This window comes from Campylobacter mucosalis (genome assembly GCF_013372205.1).
GTDB lineage: Bacteria > Campylobacterota > Campylobacteria > Campylobacterales > Campylobacteraceae > Campylobacter_A > Campylobacter_A mucosalis.
This window is the reverse complement of the sequence record NZ_CP053831.1, coordinates 1,652,098-1,670,445: the sequence shown is the minus strand read 5'-3', so window position 1 is coordinate 1,670,445 and position 18,348 is coordinate 1,652,098. Positions and strand designations below refer to the sequence as shown.

The window sequence follows — 18,348 nt, the reverse complement described above, 5'->3', positions numbered from 1 at the left end:
GAGTTATGAGATTAAGAGATAAATATAACGAAACTATCAAAGCCGCTCTAACAAAAGAATTTGATATCAAAAACCCTATGCTAATCCCAGCTCTTGAAAAGATTGTAATTAGCGTTGGTGCAAACGATTCAGCAAAAGATCAAAAAGTTATGCAAAATATGGCAGACACAATCTCTTTGATAGCTGGTCAAAAAGCTGTTGTTTGCAACGCTAAAAAATCAGTAGCTGGTTTTAAGGTTAGAGAGGGCTTTCCAGTTGGTATTAAGGTAACTTTACGAAAAGAGCGTATGTATGCGTTTTTGGATAAGCTTATAAGCGTTGCTTTACCACGCGTTAAAGATTTTCGTGGTCTACCAAGAAATGGCTTTGACGGCAGAGGTAACTATAACTTCGGTCTAAGTGAGCAGCTAATGTTCCCAGAGGTTGAGTATGATAAAATTTTACGCACTCACGGTATGAACATTACTATCACAACAACCGCTAAAAACGATAAAGAGGCATTCAAATTGTTAGAGCTATTTGGTATGCCATTTGCAAAAGGAAAGTAAGATGGCAAAAAAATCAATGATAGCAAAAGCTGCACGCAAGCCAAAATTTGCGGTTCGTGGCTATACAAGATGCCAAATTTGCGGTCGTCCGCACTCTGTTTATCAGGATTTTGGAATTTGTCGTGTTTGCCTAAGAAAAATGGCTAACGAGGGACTAATCCCAGGTCTTAAAAAAGCAAGTTGGTAAGGAGTAAAAATGTTAAACGACCTAATATCAGACGGACTAACACGCATTAGAAATGCAAGTATGAGAAAACTTGAAACAACAAAACTCCTTTATTCAAAAGTTGTTGAGGCTACTATATCTATTTTAGCTGCAAAGGGCTACATAGAGAGCTTTAACATCGTAGAAGAGGGCAACAAGAAATTTATAAATGTTGTTTTAAAGTATGACGAATACGGCAGAAGCGTAATCAATGAGATAAAAAGAGTTTCAAGTCCGGGCAGACGTGTTTATCAAGGTAAAGACGATATTAAACGCTTTAAAAATGGATACGGAACTATCATCGTTAGCACAAGCAAAGGCGTTATGAGCGGTATTGATGCTCATAAAGCCGGTGTTGGTGGCGAGATACTCTGCACGATTTGGTAATAAATTTTAAAGGTTTCGCCAGTAAAATGGCGATAAATTTTACGGCATTGTGGTGCATATTCAAGATTGTAGTTGCACCCTAGACAAGTAAAAGGAAAGAAATGTCACGTATAGGAAAACAGCCAATATCTATCCCAAATGGTGTAGATGTTAGCATAGATAATGGTGTGCTTAAATTTAAAAAAGGCAACCTAACAAAAGAACTTGATACAAAAAATAACGTTGATGTAAAAATAGAAAATGGTTCTATCGTTTTTGCAGCTAAAGGCGAAGATCGCCAAAGTAGAGCTTACTGGGGCACATATAGAGCCTTAGCAAATAACGTAGTTGTAGGTCTTACATCAGGATTTACACGCCAACTTGAAATTAATGGCGTTGGTTACAAAGCTGCTGTAAAAGGCAAAATTTTAGAGCTAACTCTAGGTTTTTCACACTTAATAAACTATGAACTACCAGAAGGTATCGAAGCTAGTGTAGAGAAAAACGTTATCACGCTAAAGGGTTCTGATAAGCAAGTTATTGGACAGGTTGCTGCTCAAGTTAGAGGATTTAGACCACCTGAGCCATACAAAGGCAAGGGTATTAAATACGTAGAAGAGCGTATTATCCGCAAAGCGGGCAAAACATCTAAGAAGTAAGGGATAGGCGATGACAGCAAAAGTATTAAAAAGAAAACTCGCTCTTAGAATCAAGAGAAAAAAGAGAGTTAGAGCAAAAATTTCAGGTGTTGTTAGCTGCCCAAGAATTTCTATTTTTAAATCAAATAGAACAATCTATGTCCAAGCTATCAACGATGTTACCGCTACAACCATAGTGGCATCTGATGGCAGAAAGCTAGGCATAAAAGCAAACAAAGATGGTGCAGTTGTTTTGGCAAAAGATTTTGCTAAAAAGCTAAAAGATAATGGTATAAGTCAAGGTGTATTTGATAGAAACGGCTATCTTTACCACGGCGTAGTTGCAGCATTTGCTGACGCTTTAAGAGAAAATGGCATCAAGCTATAACCCAAAGGAAAATCAATGCAAAAGTATAACAGAGAAGAATTTGAAGAAGTAATGGTTGATATCGGTAGGGTTACAAAGGTTGTTAAAGGTGGTCGTAGATTTAGATTTACAGCTCTTGTAGTTGTTGGTAACAGAAATGGTCTTGTTGGCTTTGGTTATGGCAAGGCAAAAGAGGTGCCAGACGCTATGCGTAAAGCGGTAGATGATGCATTTAAAAACATCATCGAAGTAAAACTAAAAGGCTCTACAATCCCTCACGATATTGAGGTAAAATACAACGCAAGTAGAATTTTACTTCGCCCAGCTAGTGAAGGTACAGGCGTTATCGCTGGTGGTGGTGCTAGACCTATTTTAGAGCTTGCGGGTATTAAAGATATCCTTACAAAATCGCTTGGTTCAAACAACTCAGCAAACGTTGTTCGTGCTACAATCAAAGCACTTAGTATGTTAAAAGGATAATTTATGGCACTAGAAAATTTACAACCAGCCGTTGGTTCAACAAGAAACACAAAAAGACTTGGTCGCGGTCAAGGTAGCGGTCAAGGCAAAACAGCAGGCAAAGGACACAAAGGTCAAAGAGCAAGAAAAGGCTACAATGAGAAGCGTGGCTTTGAGGGCGGTCAACAACCACTTCAAAGACGTTTGCCAAAAGTAGGCTTTACATCTAAATTTGAAAAACCTTATGTAATTAACGTTGAGAAAATCACAGCAGTTAAAGAGTTAACCGAAATTTCACTAGCTACAATCGCTTCTGTGCATAAAATTTCAAAGAGCGTTACAAAAGTTAAGCTTATTGGCGTTAGTGCAAAAGATCTTGCTTCAAAGATAAAAGATAGCAACGTTATCGTTAGCGGATTAAAATAATGAATAAAACACTGCTCAACAAGATTCTAATCACGTTGGCATTTTTATTCGCTTACAGGATACTGGCGTATGTGCCGGTTCCTGGCGTTAATGTAGATGTGATTAAAGAATTTTTTAACTCAAACAGCAATAACGCCCTTGGACTATTTAATATGTTTAGTGGCAATGCCGCTGAGCGTCTTAGTATTATCTCACTTGGCATTATGCCTTACATTACAGCTTCGATCATTATGGAGTTACTAGCTGCGACTTTCCCAAATTTGGGCAAGATGAAAAAAGAGCGTGATGGTATGCAAAAGTATATGCAAATTATCCGCTACGCTACGATTGTTATTACGATAGTGCAGTCAATAGGCGTCAGCATAGGACTTCAGAGCTTAACAGGCACTCAAGGTGAACAAGCTATTATGGTAGATATAAACCTATTTATCGCAATCGCTGCCGCTTCTATGCTAACAGGCACTATGCTTTTAATGTGGATAGGTGAGCAAATCACACAGCGAGGCATTGGTAATGGTATCAGCCTTATCATCTTTGCAGGTATCGTCTCAGGCATACCAAGTGCGATAGGTGGCACGATAAATTTAGTAAATACCGGCGAGATGAATTTCTTAGCAGTTATTGGAATTTTTATCGTTATTTTGCTGACTATTGGCATTATCATCTTTGTGGAGATGGGCGAAAGACGTATACCGATTTCGTATTCTCGTAAGGTAATTATGCAAAATCAAAACAAACGCATAATGAACTACATACCTATAAAGGTAAATTTAAGTGGTGTTATACCGCCGATTTTTGCGAGTGCGATTTTGATGTTTCCTAGCACGATTTTGCAGGCTAGTACCAACAAATATGTTCAAGCAGTTTATGACTTTTTAAACCCAAATAGCTATACATTTAACTTTTTAACATTTTTATTTATCATCTTTTTTGCGTATTTTTACGCTTCAATCACATTTAATACAAAAGATATAAGTGAAAATTTAAAGAGACAAGGTGGCTTTATACCAGGTGTACGTCCTGGCGAACATACGGCTGAGTATTTAAACGAAGTGGCTAGTCGCCTTACATTTAGTGGTGCGATTTATCTTGGCTTAATCTCAACCTTGCCTTGGGTTTTGGTAAAATTTATGGGCGTTCCGTTTTATTTTGGTGGCACTTCGGTGCTTATTGTTGTCTCTGTCGCTCTTGATACGATGAGAAGGATTGAGGCACAAAATTATATGAGTAAATATCAAACGCTATCAGCAGTCGGTCTTTAATGGCTTTTCTCGTGAGTGCTTTTTAGGGAGTTTGAAATTTTAAATCTACGATAGACTTTATGTCTTATCTTGATTTAAAATTCCTACACAACCCTAAAAATCATCTCACGATAATAAAGCCTTAATTTTTAAATCACACTTTATCTGGTAACCCCCTTTGCCAAAGCCTAGTCCGCCTAGCTATGCTTTGCAATACAAAAGCCTTTTTGTTTTTAAAAATCATCTCATTTTTACAATCCCTTTTACCCCTTTAAAAGCAAAATTTTGATATAAATTTGCAAAAATTTTAGGAAATTTTATGGCAATAACATTAAAACAACCACGAGAGATAGAAAAACTAAGAGAGGCAAATAAAATAGTGGCAAAGACGCTTGATTATGTAGAGAGCGTGATAAAGCCTGGTATGAGTTTGCTTGAGATTGATAAAATTTGTGAGGAGATGATACTTTCTTGCGGTGCAAAACCTGCGTTTAAAGGGCTTTATGGCTTTCCAAATGCAGCTTGTATCAGCCTAAATGAGGTTGTAATCCACGGCATACCCGATAAGACCATTTTGCAAGAGGGAGATATCGTAGGTGTTGATATTGGCTCAAATTTAGACGGATTTTTTGGCGACTCGGCACGAACTTTTGGCGTTGGTAAAATTTCAAAAAAAGATGAGGCGTTAATAGCTTGCTCAAAAGACGCTCTTTACTTTGCCATTGATTTTATCCAAACGGGTATACATTTTAAAGAGCTTTGCAATGAGCTTGAAAAATTTATAACCGCTCGTGGTTTTGTCCCACTTCGTGGATTTTGTGGACACGGCATTGGTCGTAGGCCTCACGAAGAGCCTGAAATCCCAAACTATCTAGAGGGCACAAACCCAAAAGCTGGTCCAAAGATTAAAAATGGAATGGTATTTTGCATTGAGCCAATGATTTGCCAAAAAGACGGCACACCAGTTGTTGGTAGTGACAAGTGGCGTGTTACATCTAAGGACGGACTTAGGACGGCACACTACGAGCATTGCGTTGCTATCATAAACGGCAGGGCTGAAATTTTAAGCATCGCATAAAGCGTAAAAAGATAATTTTTAATACATTTTAAATTTATAAGTTTTTTTGCAAAAAATCGCTAAAATCTATTAAAAAACAATTGACTAAGGATTATTATGGTTAAAAAAATTGCACTAAGTTTTATCGTAAGCGCGAGCTTACTAAATGCCGCTGGGTATAAAATCCCTGAACAAAGCTCAGACTCATTAGCTTTGTCAGCTAGTAACGTAGCAACGAGTTTTGGCCCAGACGCAGCGTATTACAACCCAGCAAATATGATGTTTTTACCAGATACTAGACACTATTTTGAAAATACCGTAGCGTGGTTTCACATAGCTCCTTTGAAATTTAAAAGCAACGACGGACGCGAGTTTAAATCTAACAAATTTGACTCACTAGCGACCACGTTTCATTTTGTTTCACCTGAGTATTATGAAAATTGGAGATTTGGTTTAAGCCTAGCCGTTCCAGCCGCAGTTGGCATAGGTTGGAGAGATAATGACCCTGCATTTACAGGTAAGCACTTTAAGTTAAAAGTGGTTGAGTTAAATCCAAGTGTGGCTTACAGAGTAACCGATAACTTCGCTATCGCAGCAGGTGCAAGGGCAGTGTATAGCAAAGGTAGGATAGTAACCGAGCTTTATGGTGCGGGTGATAGAGCTATTTGGGGTGATGGTATAGATTACGGATACAACGTGGCTATGACATATAAACCAACTGAAAATTGGTCTTTAGCAGCAACATATCGCTCTAAAATCGATCTAAATTTAAAGGGTAGCGCTGATATATCCAAGGCAACGCTTGTTCCAAACTACAGCGGTAGCGCTAGTGTGAGCATACCACTACCTGCGGTGCTTACTCTTGCTACATCCTATAAAATAGCCGATACAACGCTACTTTTTGCATACGATAGAACCTACTGGTCGGCATTTAGCGGATATGACTTTGAGTATGATGGGGCACCAAATAACTCGATTTTTGCTCAGCTATTTGATAATAAAGTTGAGAGAAATTATCGCAATACAAACACATTTCGCTTTGGTATAGCTCACGATTTAAACGAGAAAGTAAGGCTAATGGCGGGTTTTGTATATGACCAAAAGGCTGCAAAGGACGCTAAAAGCTCTAGCTTTGATTTGCCAGACTCAAACTCTCGTGCATACTCTTTGGGTGTGAATTACAAATTTAGTGAGAATTTAGAACTCGCATTTAGCGGACTTTATCAAACTAGACAGAGTACAAATGCTAGTCTAAAGGTTATGAAAGGTAGCACTTTCCCTTCGACAGGATCGGATATGCTTGGAGAGTTTGAGAAAGGTAAAATTTGGATACTTGGACTTGGTTTAAAATACAAATTCTAGGTGTAAAATGACATATAAATATCAAAATTTATACCAAAATTTAGCCGATGTCGCACTAAATAGAGCAAATGCTGTTGTGATATTTGAAGATGATTTAAAAATCACCTACAAAGAGCTAAAGCAAAAGGTGGATACGGTTGCTGCGTATTTGCAGGGTTGTGGTGTGAAATTTGGCGATAAGGTGGCAATGTTTGTGCAAAACTCGCACGAATTTATCATAAGCTATTTAGCCATTACAACCCTTGGCGGTGTAGCTGTGCCGATGAATACATTTTTAAAATTTGAAGAGATTGAGTTTATACTTTCAGACTCTAAAGCAAGAGTGCTTATCGCTTCTAGTTCGCTTTTAAAAGAGCTAAAAAATATCGATAAAATTGAGCTTGAACGCATTATTTGGATAGGTCAAAATCCTAGACTAAAGCCAAAAAAACAGCCAAATTTAGAGCAAGATGAGTATGGCGAGAGCTTGTATCTAGGCGATAGTCAGGATATACAGTATGAAAAAGAGGTTAGCTTTGATGATGTTTTATCTTGTACAAAAAGGCTTGACTTACAAAAGCAACCTAGCCTTAACGATATGGTGCACATCATCTACACATCTGGCACGACTGGTAAGCCAAAGGGTGCGATGATATGCTATAAAAATATCCTATCAAACGTCCACGGAGCTATGAGCAGATTTAATGCAAATAAAAAGGATAGATTCCTTGTATTTTTACCGATGTTTCATAGCTTTACGCTAACTGCTATGGTTATTTTGCCACTTTATATAGGTGGTTCTTGCATTATCATTAAATCCGTATTTCCATTTTCAAACGTTTTAAAACAGGCGTTATTTAAGCGAGCAACCGTGTTTTTAGGAGTTCCATCTATCTATACTGCAATAGGCAAGGCAAAAATTCCTTGGTATTTTAGGTGGTTTAATAATATTAGAATTTTTGTTAGTGGTGCGGCACCTTTAGCACAGCAAACTATAGATGATTTTAAGATAAAATTCCCAAGAGCAAGGCTTATTGAGGGCTATGGTCTTAGCGAGTGTTCGCCGATAGTAACGGCAAATTTGCTAGAACAGCAAAAGCTATTAAGTGTAGGTAAACCGCTTGATGGCTATGAGATAAAGATAGTTGATGAGGAGATGGTTGAGGTTAAGATTGGCGAGATTGGCGAGATTATCGTCAAGGGCGATTGTGTTATGAAAGGTTATCTTGGCATAAATGATGAAACTATCGTAAATGGTTGGCTAAAAACCGGAGATCTTGGCAAGGTCGATGAGGACGGCTTTTTGTATATCGTTGATCGCAAAAAAGACCTTATAATCTCAAAAGGCATAAATATCTATCCGCGTGAGATAGAGGAGATGATATATAAGCTTGAGAGTATTGAAGCCTGTGCGGTTATCGGCGTTAGCGATGAGTATGCAGATGAGGAAGTTGTAGCATTTGTGCAGTTAAAAGACGGGGCTGTGCTTGAAGAAAAGGAGCTAAGAGCTCATCTTAAAAAACATTTAGCAAATTACAAGGTGCCAAAAACGATACACTTTGTAGATAACTTACCAAGAAATGCCACAGGCAAGGTTTTAAAGCGTGTTTTAAAAGAAAATTTAAAGGCAAATTTGTAACGTGCAGTATCTTTTGGAATTTTTAAATGAAAACACAAAAGATAGCAAAGTAGCGTTATCTCTAAACTGCTCTGACGCTCAGCTTGAAATTTTAAAACATTTAAGCATGTCATACACGACCGGCGTTTCTAGTATGAGCGTGTATGACGCCTTGAGTGCTATTTTTGGCAATGAAAATTTATCTCACATAGAGCATTTAAAAGATGTAAAAAATTTGCTAGATGCTGGTTGGATTACTCTTGTTTTTGGCGTTTTTAAACAAGAGCGTAGCAACAACTCCTTGCTATCTATGCTATATGCTGATATATCCTTATCTCAAAATTTCTTAAAGCTCTTAGAAGAGGGCGGTATAGAGATAAGTTTGCCAACGCCAAGTGCCTATAAAGAGCATTTTGAGTATCTAAAAGATCAGTTTGCTAGGATTGAGCTTTATGAGCGAAAAGCCTTGTTAAATAGCAACTCTGAAGCAAAAAAGCATATTGATAATCAGATAAAAATATATGAAAAATTTATCAAAGAGCGTCTTGGGCTTAGTAAAATTTCACTAAAAATAGAGCAAATTTTTAAAGAAAATTCTCTAAACGACAAAGAGCAGATTTTGTTTTTGGCTCTTTTAAAGCAAGAGTATACAAACTCAGATACCAATATGCGAGAGCTTGAAAATTTGGCTAGTTTAGTCGGAGATGACGAGATAGAGCGGGTAAATGCTAGAGCGTTTTTAAGTGATGGTGCAAAACTATTAGAAAATTCCCTTATAGAGTATGATGAGGTTTTAAACGGTTTTGATAATATCACTCAGAGTTTTTTTATAGTCGAGGAAATTTTACAAGAGATAATGCACTCTCAAAGCACAAAATCAGATAGTAGGTTAAAGCTAGAAAGCATTGTTAAGGAGCAAGAAATTTTCGAGCTTATCGAGCCAAAAACCAATATCAATGACGTGGTTTTAAACGAAAATACAAAAGAGCTTTTAAGCCAAATTTTAAAACAGGTTGATAAAAGAGTTCTATCTAGACTTAATAGCTGGGGTATAAAGTCGCGTAAAGGCATAGATGCTAAGATAATATTTTACGGAGAGCCAGGCACTGGTAAGACGATGAGTGCGTTAAGTCTTGCAAAGAGCCTAAAAAAACAGGTTTTAAGTTTTGACTGCTCTAAAATTTTAAGCAAATATGTTGGCGAAAGTGAGCAAAACGTCAGAAAAATTTTTGATAGCTATAAGGAAATTTGCAAAAAAAGTAAAACCGAGCCAGTGCTTCTTTTAAATGAAGCTGATCAGTTTTTAAGCACTCGCATTGAGGGTGGAAGTGGCGCTGAAAAGATGCACAATCAAATGCAAAATATCTTTTTAGAGCAGATTGAGCGATTTGAGGGTGTTTTAATTGCCACAACAAATTTCTTACAAAGCCTTGATAGTGCGTTTTCTCGCAGGTTTGATTATAAGATTGAGTTTAAAAAGCCAGATTTTAAAGCCAGACTTGCCATATGGCGTAATGTTTTGCCACAAAGTGCTAGTTTTGAGGATGGCTTTGATTTAGAAAAGTTAGCCCAGTATAATTTAAGTGGTGCTCAAATCGTGCTGGTGCTAAAAAATACAGCCTTAAGGGTTGCTACAAAAGATGATGGGATATTTACCCTAGCAGATTTTAAGGCAAGTATAGAGCGTGAGCTAAGCTCGGCTTTTGGCGATGAGAAAAAGGTGGGACTTTTATAGGTTATCCACCGATGTTGGTTTGCCTAGTAAAAATCCCTGTGCGTAGTCTATGCCAAACTTCTTAACTTGTTCTAAAATTTCATCGCTACTTACAAATTCTGCAACTATTTTGTAGTTTTGCTTGCTAGCAAAATTTACGATTGTTTCAACTAAATACTGCGAGTTTTTATCAAATGGTAGCTTTTTAATAATTGAGCCGTCTATCTTAATCGTATCTATATCAAGTTCTAAAATTCTGTAGTAGTTTGAGTATCCAGAGCCAAAGTCATCAATAGAAATTTTACTACCATAACCCTTAATATGCTTGATAAATGAGTTTATCATATCATAGTCCCCAATATCCTCGCTCTCTAAAATTTCAAAGCATATGTGTGAAGGATTTGAGCACTCTCTTAGTTTTTCTTCTAGAAATTCTCTAACTGAGTTATCTATGATATCTATTCCTGAAAGGTTGATTGAAAAGACGTGTTCAGGGTATCTTTCTGCTAGCACAAAGGCGTGTTCGATAACTTTTTTGGTAATCCTTGTATAAAGTTGCGTCTGCATAGCTACACCTAAAAATTCACCAGGATAGCGGATTTTGCCATTTTGATCTACTAAACGGACTAGAACTTCATAGTAGTTTGTTTTAGGATTTGATGTATCGGTTGTGATATCAAATATACCTTGACACTCTACGATAACAGTGTTGTTTTCAAGGGCGTATTCTATGAGCTGTGTTGTGGATTGGTTTTTGTAGTATTGTAGCTCAATCTCGTCATTTTCTTTGTATTGATAGATATCATTGCCTAGTTTAAACGCCTGTTGTTTTGCAAGTATTGCCTGGATTAGGCGGTTTGTTTGGATTGTGTCTCTGTTTAGACTTATGCCTATAACAACCTTTGGGCCAGGCAGAGTTTCGCTCCTGCCGTCAATATCTATCTCCATCTCGCCAAAACTAAAGTAGTCTTGGATATAGGCTATATCTCTGTGTGCGTCATCTCCGCTATACCATAGAAAAAACTCATCATCTTGAAAGCGAAATAGTTTCGTGCTAATCTCAGAGGTCTCAACGCAAAGTTTCAGTGTTTTTGCAAATGATGTAAGCATTGCTTCTATAACTTTTGTTTGATAGAAAAACCGTAAGTTGTCGAAATTTTTAATAGAAATTGCTATTACGACCCCGTCTTTTTTACTCTCTAACATCTCAGCCATTGCAAAGTAGTTGCCAAATCCGGTTAGTTTATCGATAGATGACTGAGCTTTTAGCTGTTCGTTCTTTTTCTTTAGTTCATTAACCATATTTGTTTCGGCGGTTTTATCCATTTTAATGCCGATAAACCCAAACGGCTTACCCTCAAACACAAATGGGATAAAATTTACACGTTCATATAGGTATTTTCCGCTTTTGCTCTTACTAACTAGCTCAGCAGCGCTCCAAGATTTTGTCTCTTTTATGGCGTCTCTTATATCTTGATAGAAGCTATCTTGGTGCAAAAATGACTTTAGGATGTTTGGATTTTTGCCCAAAACATCCTCTTGTTTATAGCCGTGTATCTCTTCAAAGGTTTCATTTACGTATGAGATTATGTTATTCTCGTCTGTAAAGATTATCGATGTGTAGTCATTGTCAACAGCTAGTTTGTATTTTTCTAAATTTTTACGAAGCTCTCTTTGTTGTTTTAAAAGCATTAGTGTTAGCGCGACAAATATCAAAATTGTAAATAAGGTGCCAAGCCCATACCAGTAGAGTGAGCTTATGGTGCTTTTGTATTGATTGTTGTATGCTATTGAGAGATTTTCTAGTTGCAAAGATAGATCAAGGTTTAAATTTTGCTGGTAAATTTCTCTTAAATCTCTTAGCGAGATTAGCACAAAATTTGCTTTTTTAAGTAAGATTAGATGTTCTGTTGCAGTGGGTAGTAAAAATATATCGTCAGCCAGGAATTGCACCTCTTCTTCTGCTTGGTTTATGGATTTTATATCTTTAAAATCTACGCTTTTAATCCTGGCAAATAGTAGCTCAAGTTTTTTTATGCCGATATCTTTTTTGATATCCCTTTCACTATCCATTAAAAATAGCATAGCGCCTGAGCTTATGTAGTTGTATTTATCAAGCAACTCAAGTTTTAGCTCATACGTCTTAGAGATAGTGCTTATGTTCTTTTGGCTATCGTAAATTTCAGAAAGTGTGGTAAAGCCACTAGAGAGCTTTAATCCCTCTATATGTGTTCCAAAATCTCTTGCTATTTTGTTTATGCCATCGTAGTTATCTTGATTTAGTCCGTTTTTAAAGTAATCATCCATTTGCTTATTTAAGAGCTTTAACTCCAAAATGTGTTCTTGGCTGGCTCTATTATCTGTGATGATGTTATCCAGGCTTGTTAGGCGGTAGGCAAAAACACTAAACATAATGACGATTGTTAGTATAAAAAGTTTGATTTTGTGTGGATTCATTTAAGTATCCTTGGATGTTCCCCGCTAAGTGTCTTTAAGAATTTTTCTATATATTCGACATCTTTTTGGTCTAAATTTCTATCTATGCTTTTGGTATGAGATATGGCGATTTTTAGATTTGTAATAGAGCCATTGCTCATATATGGAGCAGTTCTTGCGACATTTCTTAGCGGCGCGACTCTTATACGTTCTAGTGCAAATATCGCCCCTAGTTCATTTGGTGTGTCGCTTTTTTCAAAAACGCTTCTAAAAAAGCTACTTTGCTGTCTAATGCCGCCACCCAAATTTACGCCATTATGACAAGCTACGCAGCCAGCGTCTATAAATATTTGCATACCCATTTTTTCATCATCATTTAGTGCATTTTTATCGCCTAGTAAAAACCTATCAAACGCGGAATTTGCAGTAAAAATCGCCTTTTGAAAGTGGATAAATGACTCGATGATATTTTCTATCTTTATGCCCTCATTGTAAACTTTTATAAATTCGGATCTATACTCGCTGATATCATAAAGTCGCTTAACCAGCTCATCCACGCTCATTGATAGCTCTTTGGTTGATGTGATTGAGGTTAGAATTTGCTTTGACATATTGCGTTCATTGCCATATTTAAAAAATAGATAGTTTGAGGCGGCATTTAGTATGCTTGGCGGATTTATCTTGCCGTCAAATATGTTTTTGCGTATCGTTCCACTAAAGTCCCAGTATAGGTTGTGGCAACTCTCGCAAGAAAATGTCTGGTTTTTGCTAAGTCGTTTGTCAAAAAACATCTTTTTGCCAAGCTCTGCTTTGGCTTCGTTGTAGCTAAGACCGGTTGATGGCACAAAATGCTGTGCCATAGCAAAGGTTGCTAAAAACAAAATATAAAAAATTTTACCCATTTTCTCTCCAAAATTTAAAACACAAAAAGGCTCATCGATGAGTTTATCTCATCTTTTATGTCGCCTTTAAATTTTATCTCATCAATCATTGCCAAGATTTCATTTTTATCGTATCTTACGCCATTTATTTCAAGGTGCCAGCAGACATTTTCTATCGCCTCTGTTTTGCTTCTAATGGCTACTCTTTTTTCTTTTAAATCCACTTTTTTATACTCTTTATCGTTTGCTTCTAGCCAATTTTGCAGTGTTGCTACACTTGAGCCGTTGCCTGATTTTACGCCATAATGGGCAAAAAATGGCTTAAGCAAACTAGAGCTTCTTGTACCTGAAAAATTTAGATAGATTTTTGTATCAGCCATAGCGTCAAATTTGGCAAAGTCATCATCCTCTCTAATGGCAGGACTCATCGTGCTAATGGCTATGTCATAGTGTTTTTGGGCTTGTAATTCAAGCCAGTAGCTTTTTATAATTTTTAAATTTTTAATATCAAATGTCAAAGCGTCTTGCTTTAAAATCTCAAGCATACCCTCAGAGCTATCTACGCCAGTTATCTCCTCGCAAAGTTTTGCGATGTATAGGGTATAAACCCCAGTTCCACAGCCTATGTCAATAACGCTTTTTTTGCCAAATTTCACACCAAGCTCTTTAAGAGCGCTAAAAACTTTGTGTGAGAATGGATTTAATGTGCCGTTAAATCTAGGATATTTGCTTGATTTTTGATCCCATAGTTGCGTTATCTTACTCACAGGTATTACATACTCCTTTTATTACAGCACTTTTAACGAGCTTTGCCTCTTTTAAAAACGGCACTTTAATATTTGTAACCTTGTGGCAGATGTCGCACACAAAGTATGCCTTAGCACCGCTTCCTAGCTCGTAGTAGTTTTTGTGGTCTTTTTCAAAGCTAGTAACTATGCCTTGAGCTTCAAACAACTGCATATTTCTATAAAATGTCGTCTTGTTTGCCTCTAGTTTTGATAAAATTTCATCATAGCTTAACGGCTCTTTTTTCTCATTTAAAATTTCAATTATCTTTACACGTAAGGGCGTGATAGCTATACTATGCTTGTTTAAAAATTCCACTACATTCATTGCTAAACCTTTATGTAATAATACCCTTAAAATGCTAAAATTTCGATTATTTTATGATTTTAAGTTGCAACTTAGTTGCATTTGGTTAAACTTTGCCAAAATTTTTTAAAGGACAAGATATGAACAAGATACTTTTTGCACTCTTAGCTTCGTGTTTGGCACTATTTGCAAAACCGCAAGTAAGTGCTTCTATACTTCCAACAAAATATTTCATCGAGCAAATTGCTGGTGATACACTAAGCGTAAATGTCTTAACAAACAAAGGCGATGATCCGCACACTTATGAGCCAAAGCCAAAACAGATGAAAGAGCTTGAAAATAGCGTGCTTTACTTTGCTATAGGCATAGAGTTTGAAGATGTTTGGCTTAAAAAATTTGAGAAAAACTATCCAAATCTTAAGATAATCCATACAGAAAATGGCATAGAAAAGATAGCAATGACTCAGCACGATCACGAGCATGGCGATATACATCACGAGCACGGCAAGGGTTGCGGACACTCTCACGGCGGACTTGATCCACACGTGTGGCTTGATCCGATTTTGGTAAAAACTCAAGCTAAAAATATAGCTGACGCGTTAATAAGCGAGTTTCCACAAAATGAGCAAATTTACAGACAAAATTTAGAAGCATTTAATGCAAAACTAGATCAAATCGATAGTTACATAAGGTCTAAATTTCAAACCCTAAAAAGTAATGAGTTTATAGTTTATCATCCATCTTGGGGGTATTTTGCAAAAAGATATGGCTTAGAGCAGCTAGCTATTGAGATAGAGGGCAAAGAGCCAAAGCCTTCGCAGTTAGCAGAGCTTATAAGCGAGGCAAAAGAGCATAAGATAAGAATTATTTTTACCGCTCCAAATTTTAGCAAAAAGGCTGCCCAGCTTGTCGCTAAACAAAGTGGTGCTGATGTTTATGAGGTGGATCAACTTCCGTATGAATGGGAGAGTGTTATGAAGCAGATGGCTGATATTTTAGGAGCTAGTTTATCAAATTGAATTTTTTAAAAAAGATTATATTTTTAGCCATTTTTAGCTCACAGGCTTTTGCTTGTGCGTTATGTTCGCTATACTCGCCCACAGCTCATGTTAGTGTGGATTTTAATGCAAGTTCTAGTGTGTTAGAGAGTGTGAAATTTACTTGGAGCTTTTCTGAGAATTTCTCATCTTTAACACTGCAAAGCAATGACGCAAATTTTGACGGAAATTTAGATGAAAATGAGCTAAATGAGATACTCCTATCTTTGCTTGATTATCTTAAGCCAAACGGATATTTGCTTAGTTTAAACTACTATTACGGCAATGAAAGCGAGAAATTCATAGAGCCTGACGTTATAAAAAATCAGATGAAATTTGATAACTCTAGGCTTAGTTTTGAGATAGTTTTTAGGCTAAATTTAGAGCTTAAAGACGCTTTGGTGATTTCTGCTAGTATGATAGATAATGGTGGCTACTTTAACTTTATGTTTGAGCCCTCAAAGGTTCATAATATTAGTGGGTTTTATCTAAACCAAAACTCAAATGCAAATATAGCATTTTTCGCGCTTAGCGATGCAAATTCAGCAAAAGAGTTTGAAAAAAAGCCAAGTATCTCAACGCTGATACAAAAAGAGCAAGATTTTAGCACGATTGATAAAGCAGATGAGCAGAAATTTGACCTTGCTAGTAGGCTTAGCCTTAGCTATTTAGACAGGTTAAAGCAAATTTTAAAAAGTGGCGATAACTCATTTAGCTCATTGCTGTTTGTGGCGTTTTTTTCATTTTTGTATGGGCTTATACATGCAGCAGGGCCAGGTCACGCGAAGACGCTTACTAGCTCTTATTTTATAGCAAATGGCGGGAGTTACAAAAAGGCTTTAAATTTTGCACTAAGCGTTGGAGCATTGCACGTTGGTGGCTCGTTTTTACTAGTTTGTGTTACATTTTTTACACTAGAAAATATCACAAAAACAGCTGGTTATATAACGAGCATATTTTGCGGTGTGTTGATAGTTTGTATTGCAACTTTTATGCTGTTTAAGAAATTCTCTCGTCCGAAGATAAAAAAATGGTCGATTCACTCGCCAGAGTGTGGATGTGGGGCTTGTAGAGCGATTAAAGGCTTTAAGGGCGAAACTGGCATAAAGCTTGGTGCGTCGCTCGTGCCTTGTCCTGGCGTGATAATGGTGTTTTTGCTAGCTTTTGAGTTTAAAGGCTATCTAAGTGGCATTGTAAGTGGAGTTTTTATGGGGCTTGGAATGTCTGTAGTGATATTTGTTGCAGCTGTTCTTGGTGCTAAGATAAATAAGAGCATGTTTGAGTTTAAAATGCTAAAATATGTTGAAATTTTAGCCATTATTTTGATGATGACGCTTGGAATTTTTATGATTATAAATGCTGGGAGCTGGGTTTTATGAGTGATGTTGTGATTAAAAATTTAAGTTTTGGTTACGACTCTGAAGATGTTTTGCGTGATATAGATTTGAAATTTGATGTGAGTGATTTTTTAGCAATCATCGGCCCAAATGGTGGTGGTAAAAGCACACTTTTAAAACTAATGCTGGGGCTTTTAATCCCTAGTGGCGGGAGTATTGAAATTTTTGGCAAACAGCCTAGTTGTGTAAGTCATCTAGTAGGCTATGTCCCGCAAAGTTTTGAGATAAACCAAAGCTTTCCGCTTAGCGTTTTAGATGTTGTTTTGATGGGGCTAATAGATCAAAAAAAATTTGGATTTTATACAAAAACGCAAAAAAACTACGCTATGCAAAGCCTAGAAAAAGTCGGTATGAGCAGATTTGCAAATGCAAGAATTAGTGAATTAAGTGGTGGACAAAGGCAACGCGTTTATATAGCTAGAGCATTAGTAAGCGAGGCTAAAATTTTAATGCTTGATGAGCCTACGGCTAGTGTTGACGCAAAGACTCAGGCTGAAATTTACACTCTTTTAAGGCAGATAAATTTAGATGGATGTGGAGTTGTTTTAGTAAGCCACGATACGAGCATTGCCTTAAGTTTTGCAAATAAGATAGCTTATGTGAGTAAAACTTTGCACCTACATAAGATAAATCCTAGCTTGGATAAACAGGAATTTATAGAGCATTTGGCTAAGGAGCATAAACATTTTTGCGAGGTTGAGGTCGCTTTAAGAGAGTGTGGGTGTTAGATGTTTGAAATTTTAAAATTAGATTTTATGCAAAATGCTTTTATAGCGGCTATTTTAATTAGCATAGCGTGTGGCATAGTAGGTTCTCTTGTGGTCATTAATCGTATGGGTTTTATTGCTGGCGGCATAGCGCACGGAGCTTATGGCGGTATAGGACTTGCGTTTTTTTTGTCCATAGAGCCATTAGTGGGAGCTAGTATATTTTCGCTACTTTTAGCACTTTTGATCGCGTTTATAACATTAAAAGACAGGGTAAAATCAGACTCCGTAATAGGTGCGATATGGGCGTTTGGTATGGCAATTGGCATTATTTTTATAGATCTTACGCCAGGCTATAATGCCGATCTTATGAGTTATCTTTTTGGCTCTATTTTGGCTGTGGATAGCTCAGATATTATCTTTATGTCCGCTCTTGATATTATTTTTATAGCCGTGTGTATGCTGTTTTACCGCCAGTTTGTTGCTATTAGTTTTGATATGGAATTTGCTAGGCTTAGAGGCGTAAATACGACACTTTTTTACTATGTTTTAGTTTGTTTAATGGCACTTTGTGTCGTTGCTACGATACGCGTTGTAGGACTTATTTTGGTTATTGCACTTTTAAATTTGGCTCCGATTATAGCTGGTCGTTTTTGTAGCTCGCTTGGTGCTATGATGTTTGTTTCATCTTTGCTTTCAATGCTCTTTTGTATGGCTGGACTAGCCCTTAGCTTTTATTTTAACCTAACAAGCGGAGCTAGTATTATTCTAATCGCTTCGGTTTGCTTTTTTGTGTTTTGTTTTAAGGGTCGTTAAAA

Annotated in this window: 20 protein-coding genes; 16 read left to right on the top strand and 4 right to left on the bottom strand. The window is 36.9% G+C overall.

Annotated features, from left to right (window positions below; translation table 11 throughout):
* Window positions 1-5 precede the first annotated feature (5 nt).
* The 12 genes from rplE (at window position 6) to CMCT_RS08530 (ending at window position 10,001) form a co-directional block, all read left to right on the top strand.
* Window positions 6-548 (top strand): 50S ribosomal protein L5, encoded by a 543-nt coding sequence (gene rplE, locus CMCT_RS08585; RefSeq protein WP_034970018.1) that lies wholly within the window; start codon window positions 6-8, stop codon window positions 546-548.
* Between the two features lies 1 nt (window position 549).
* Entirely contained in the window at window positions 550-735 is a 186-nt protein-coding gene (locus CMCT_RS08580) for a type Z 30S ribosomal protein S14 (RefSeq protein ID WP_034970020.1), read from the top strand.
* A gap of 9 nt (window positions 736-744) precedes the next feature.
* The gene (gene rpsH / locus CMCT_RS08575; protein ID WP_034970023.1) at window positions 745-1,140 is read left to right on the top strand and encodes a 30S ribosomal protein S8; all 396 of its coding nucleotides are present in this window, start codon (window positions 745-747) and stop codon (window positions 1,138-1,140) included.
* A gap of 101 nt (window positions 1,141-1,241) precedes the next feature.
* Window positions 1,242-1,778 carry a 50S ribosomal protein L6 gene (gene rplF / locus CMCT_RS08570; RefSeq protein WP_034970024.1) on the top strand — a complete coding sequence of 179 codons (537 nt, stop codon included), beginning with the start codon at window positions 1,242-1,244 and terminating at the stop codon, window positions 1,776-1,778.
* Window positions 1,779-1,788: 10 nt separating this feature from the next.
* Window positions 1,789-2,145, top strand: coding sequence for a 50S ribosomal protein L18 (gene rplR / locus CMCT_RS08565; protein WP_034970027.1), 357 nt, complete (start codon window positions 1,789-1,791; stop codon window positions 2,143-2,145).
* Between the two features lie 15 nt (window positions 2,146-2,160).
* The gene (gene rpsE / locus CMCT_RS08560) at window positions 2,161-2,604 is read left to right on the top strand and encodes a 30S ribosomal protein S5 (RefSeq protein ID WP_034970029.1); all 444 of its coding nucleotides are present in this window, start codon (window positions 2,161-2,163) and stop codon (window positions 2,602-2,604) included.
* A gap of 3 nt (window positions 2,605-2,607) precedes the next feature.
* The gene (gene rplO / locus CMCT_RS08555; RefSeq protein ID WP_034970031.1) at window positions 2,608-3,009 is read left to right on the top strand and encodes a 50S ribosomal protein L15; all 402 of its coding nucleotides are present in this window, start codon (window positions 2,608-2,610) and stop codon (window positions 3,007-3,009) included.
* Window positions 3,009-4,271 carry a preprotein translocase subunit SecY gene (gene secY, locus CMCT_RS08550; RefSeq protein WP_034970034.1) on the top strand — a complete coding sequence of 421 codons (1,263 nt, stop codon included), beginning with the start codon at window positions 3,009-3,011 and terminating at the stop codon, window positions 4,269-4,271. Before rplO ends, secY begins: the two co-directional genes overlap by 1 nt.
* 298 nt (window positions 4,272-4,569) lie before the next feature.
* The gene (gene map / locus CMCT_RS08545) at window positions 4,570-5,328 is read left to right on the top strand and encodes a type I methionyl aminopeptidase (protein WP_034970036.1); all 759 of its coding nucleotides are present in this window, start codon (window positions 4,570-4,572) and stop codon (window positions 5,326-5,328) included.
* Between the two features lie 96 nt (window positions 5,329-5,424).
* Window positions 5,425-6,669, top strand: coding sequence for an OmpP1/FadL family transporter (locus tag CMCT_RS08540; protein WP_034970039.1), 1,245 nt, complete (start codon window positions 5,425-5,427; stop codon window positions 6,667-6,669).
* A 7-nt stretch (window positions 6,670-6,676) separates the two neighbouring features.
* On the top strand, window positions 6,677-8,287 hold the full coding sequence (locus CMCT_RS08535; protein ID WP_034970042.1) for a long-chain-fatty-acid--CoA ligase: 1,611 nt from the start codon (window positions 6,677-6,679) through the stop codon (window positions 8,285-8,287).
* A 1-nt stretch (window position 8,288) separates the two neighbouring features.
* On the top strand, window positions 8,289-10,001 hold the full coding sequence (locus CMCT_RS08530; protein WP_034970044.1) for an ATP-binding protein: 1,713 nt from the start codon (window positions 8,289-8,291) through the stop codon (window positions 9,999-10,001).
* Here the strand turns inward: CMCT_RS08530 and CMCT_RS08525 are convergent.
* Genes CMCT_RS08525 through CMCT_RS08510 form a run of 4 tightly spaced genes read right to left on the bottom strand, consistent with a single transcriptional unit; the run spans window position 9,996 to window position 14,410 of the window.
* Complete coding sequence (locus CMCT_RS08525; protein ID WP_034970046.1) at window positions 9,996-12,437, bottom strand: bifunctional diguanylate cyclase/phosphodiesterase; 2,442 nt, start codon at window positions 12,435-12,437, stop codon at window positions 9,996-9,998. The two genes, CMCT_RS08530 and CMCT_RS08525, sit on opposite strands and share 6 nt — an antisense overlap.
* Window positions 12,434-13,318: a cytochrome-c peroxidase gene (locus tag CMCT_RS08520; RefSeq protein ID WP_034970048.1), complete on the bottom strand. Its 885-nt coding sequence runs from the start codon at window positions 13,316-13,318 to the stop codon at window positions 12,434-12,436. Before CMCT_RS08520 ends, CMCT_RS08525 begins: the two co-directional genes overlap by 4 nt.
* Window positions 13,319-13,332: 14 nt before the next feature.
* Window positions 13,333-14,064, bottom strand: coding sequence for a class I SAM-dependent methyltransferase (locus CMCT_RS08515; protein WP_051654926.1), 732 nt, complete (start codon window positions 14,062-14,064; stop codon window positions 13,333-13,335).
* Window positions 14,057-14,410 (bottom strand): Fur family transcriptional regulator, encoded by a 354-nt coding sequence (locus CMCT_RS08510; RefSeq protein WP_034970050.1) that lies wholly within the window; start codon window positions 14,408-14,410, stop codon window positions 14,057-14,059. Before CMCT_RS08510 ends, CMCT_RS08515 begins: the two co-directional genes overlap by 8 nt.
* Window positions 14,411-14,529: 119 nt before the next feature.
* Here CMCT_RS08510 and CMCT_RS08505 point away from each other — a divergent pair, with 119 nt between their 5' ends.
* The 4 genes from CMCT_RS08505 to CMCT_RS08490 are packed head-to-tail and all read left to right on the top strand — an operon-like array spanning window position 14,530 to window position 18,346.
* The gene (locus CMCT_RS08505; RefSeq protein WP_169753115.1) at window positions 14,530-15,408 is read left to right on the top strand and encodes a metal ABC transporter solute-binding protein, Zn/Mn family; all 879 of its coding nucleotides are present in this window, start codon (window positions 14,530-14,532) and stop codon (window positions 15,406-15,408) included.
* Complete coding sequence (locus tag CMCT_RS08500; protein ID WP_034970052.1) at window positions 15,405-16,805, top strand: HoxN/HupN/NixA family nickel/cobalt transporter; 1,401 nt, start codon at window positions 15,405-15,407, stop codon at window positions 16,803-16,805. The genes CMCT_RS08505 and CMCT_RS08500 overlap by 4 nt, the downstream gene beginning before the upstream one ends.
* Window positions 16,802-17,551 (top strand): metal ABC transporter ATP-binding protein, encoded by a 750-nt coding sequence (locus CMCT_RS08495; protein ID WP_169764286.1) that lies wholly within the window; start codon window positions 16,802-16,804, stop codon window positions 17,549-17,551. Before CMCT_RS08500 ends, CMCT_RS08495 begins: the two co-directional genes overlap by 4 nt.
* A complete protein-coding gene (locus CMCT_RS08490) occupies window positions 17,552-18,346 on the top strand; it encodes a metal ABC transporter permease (protein ID WP_034970054.1) in 795 nt (264 codons plus the stop codon).
* Window positions 18,347-18,348 lie beyond the last annotated feature (2 nt).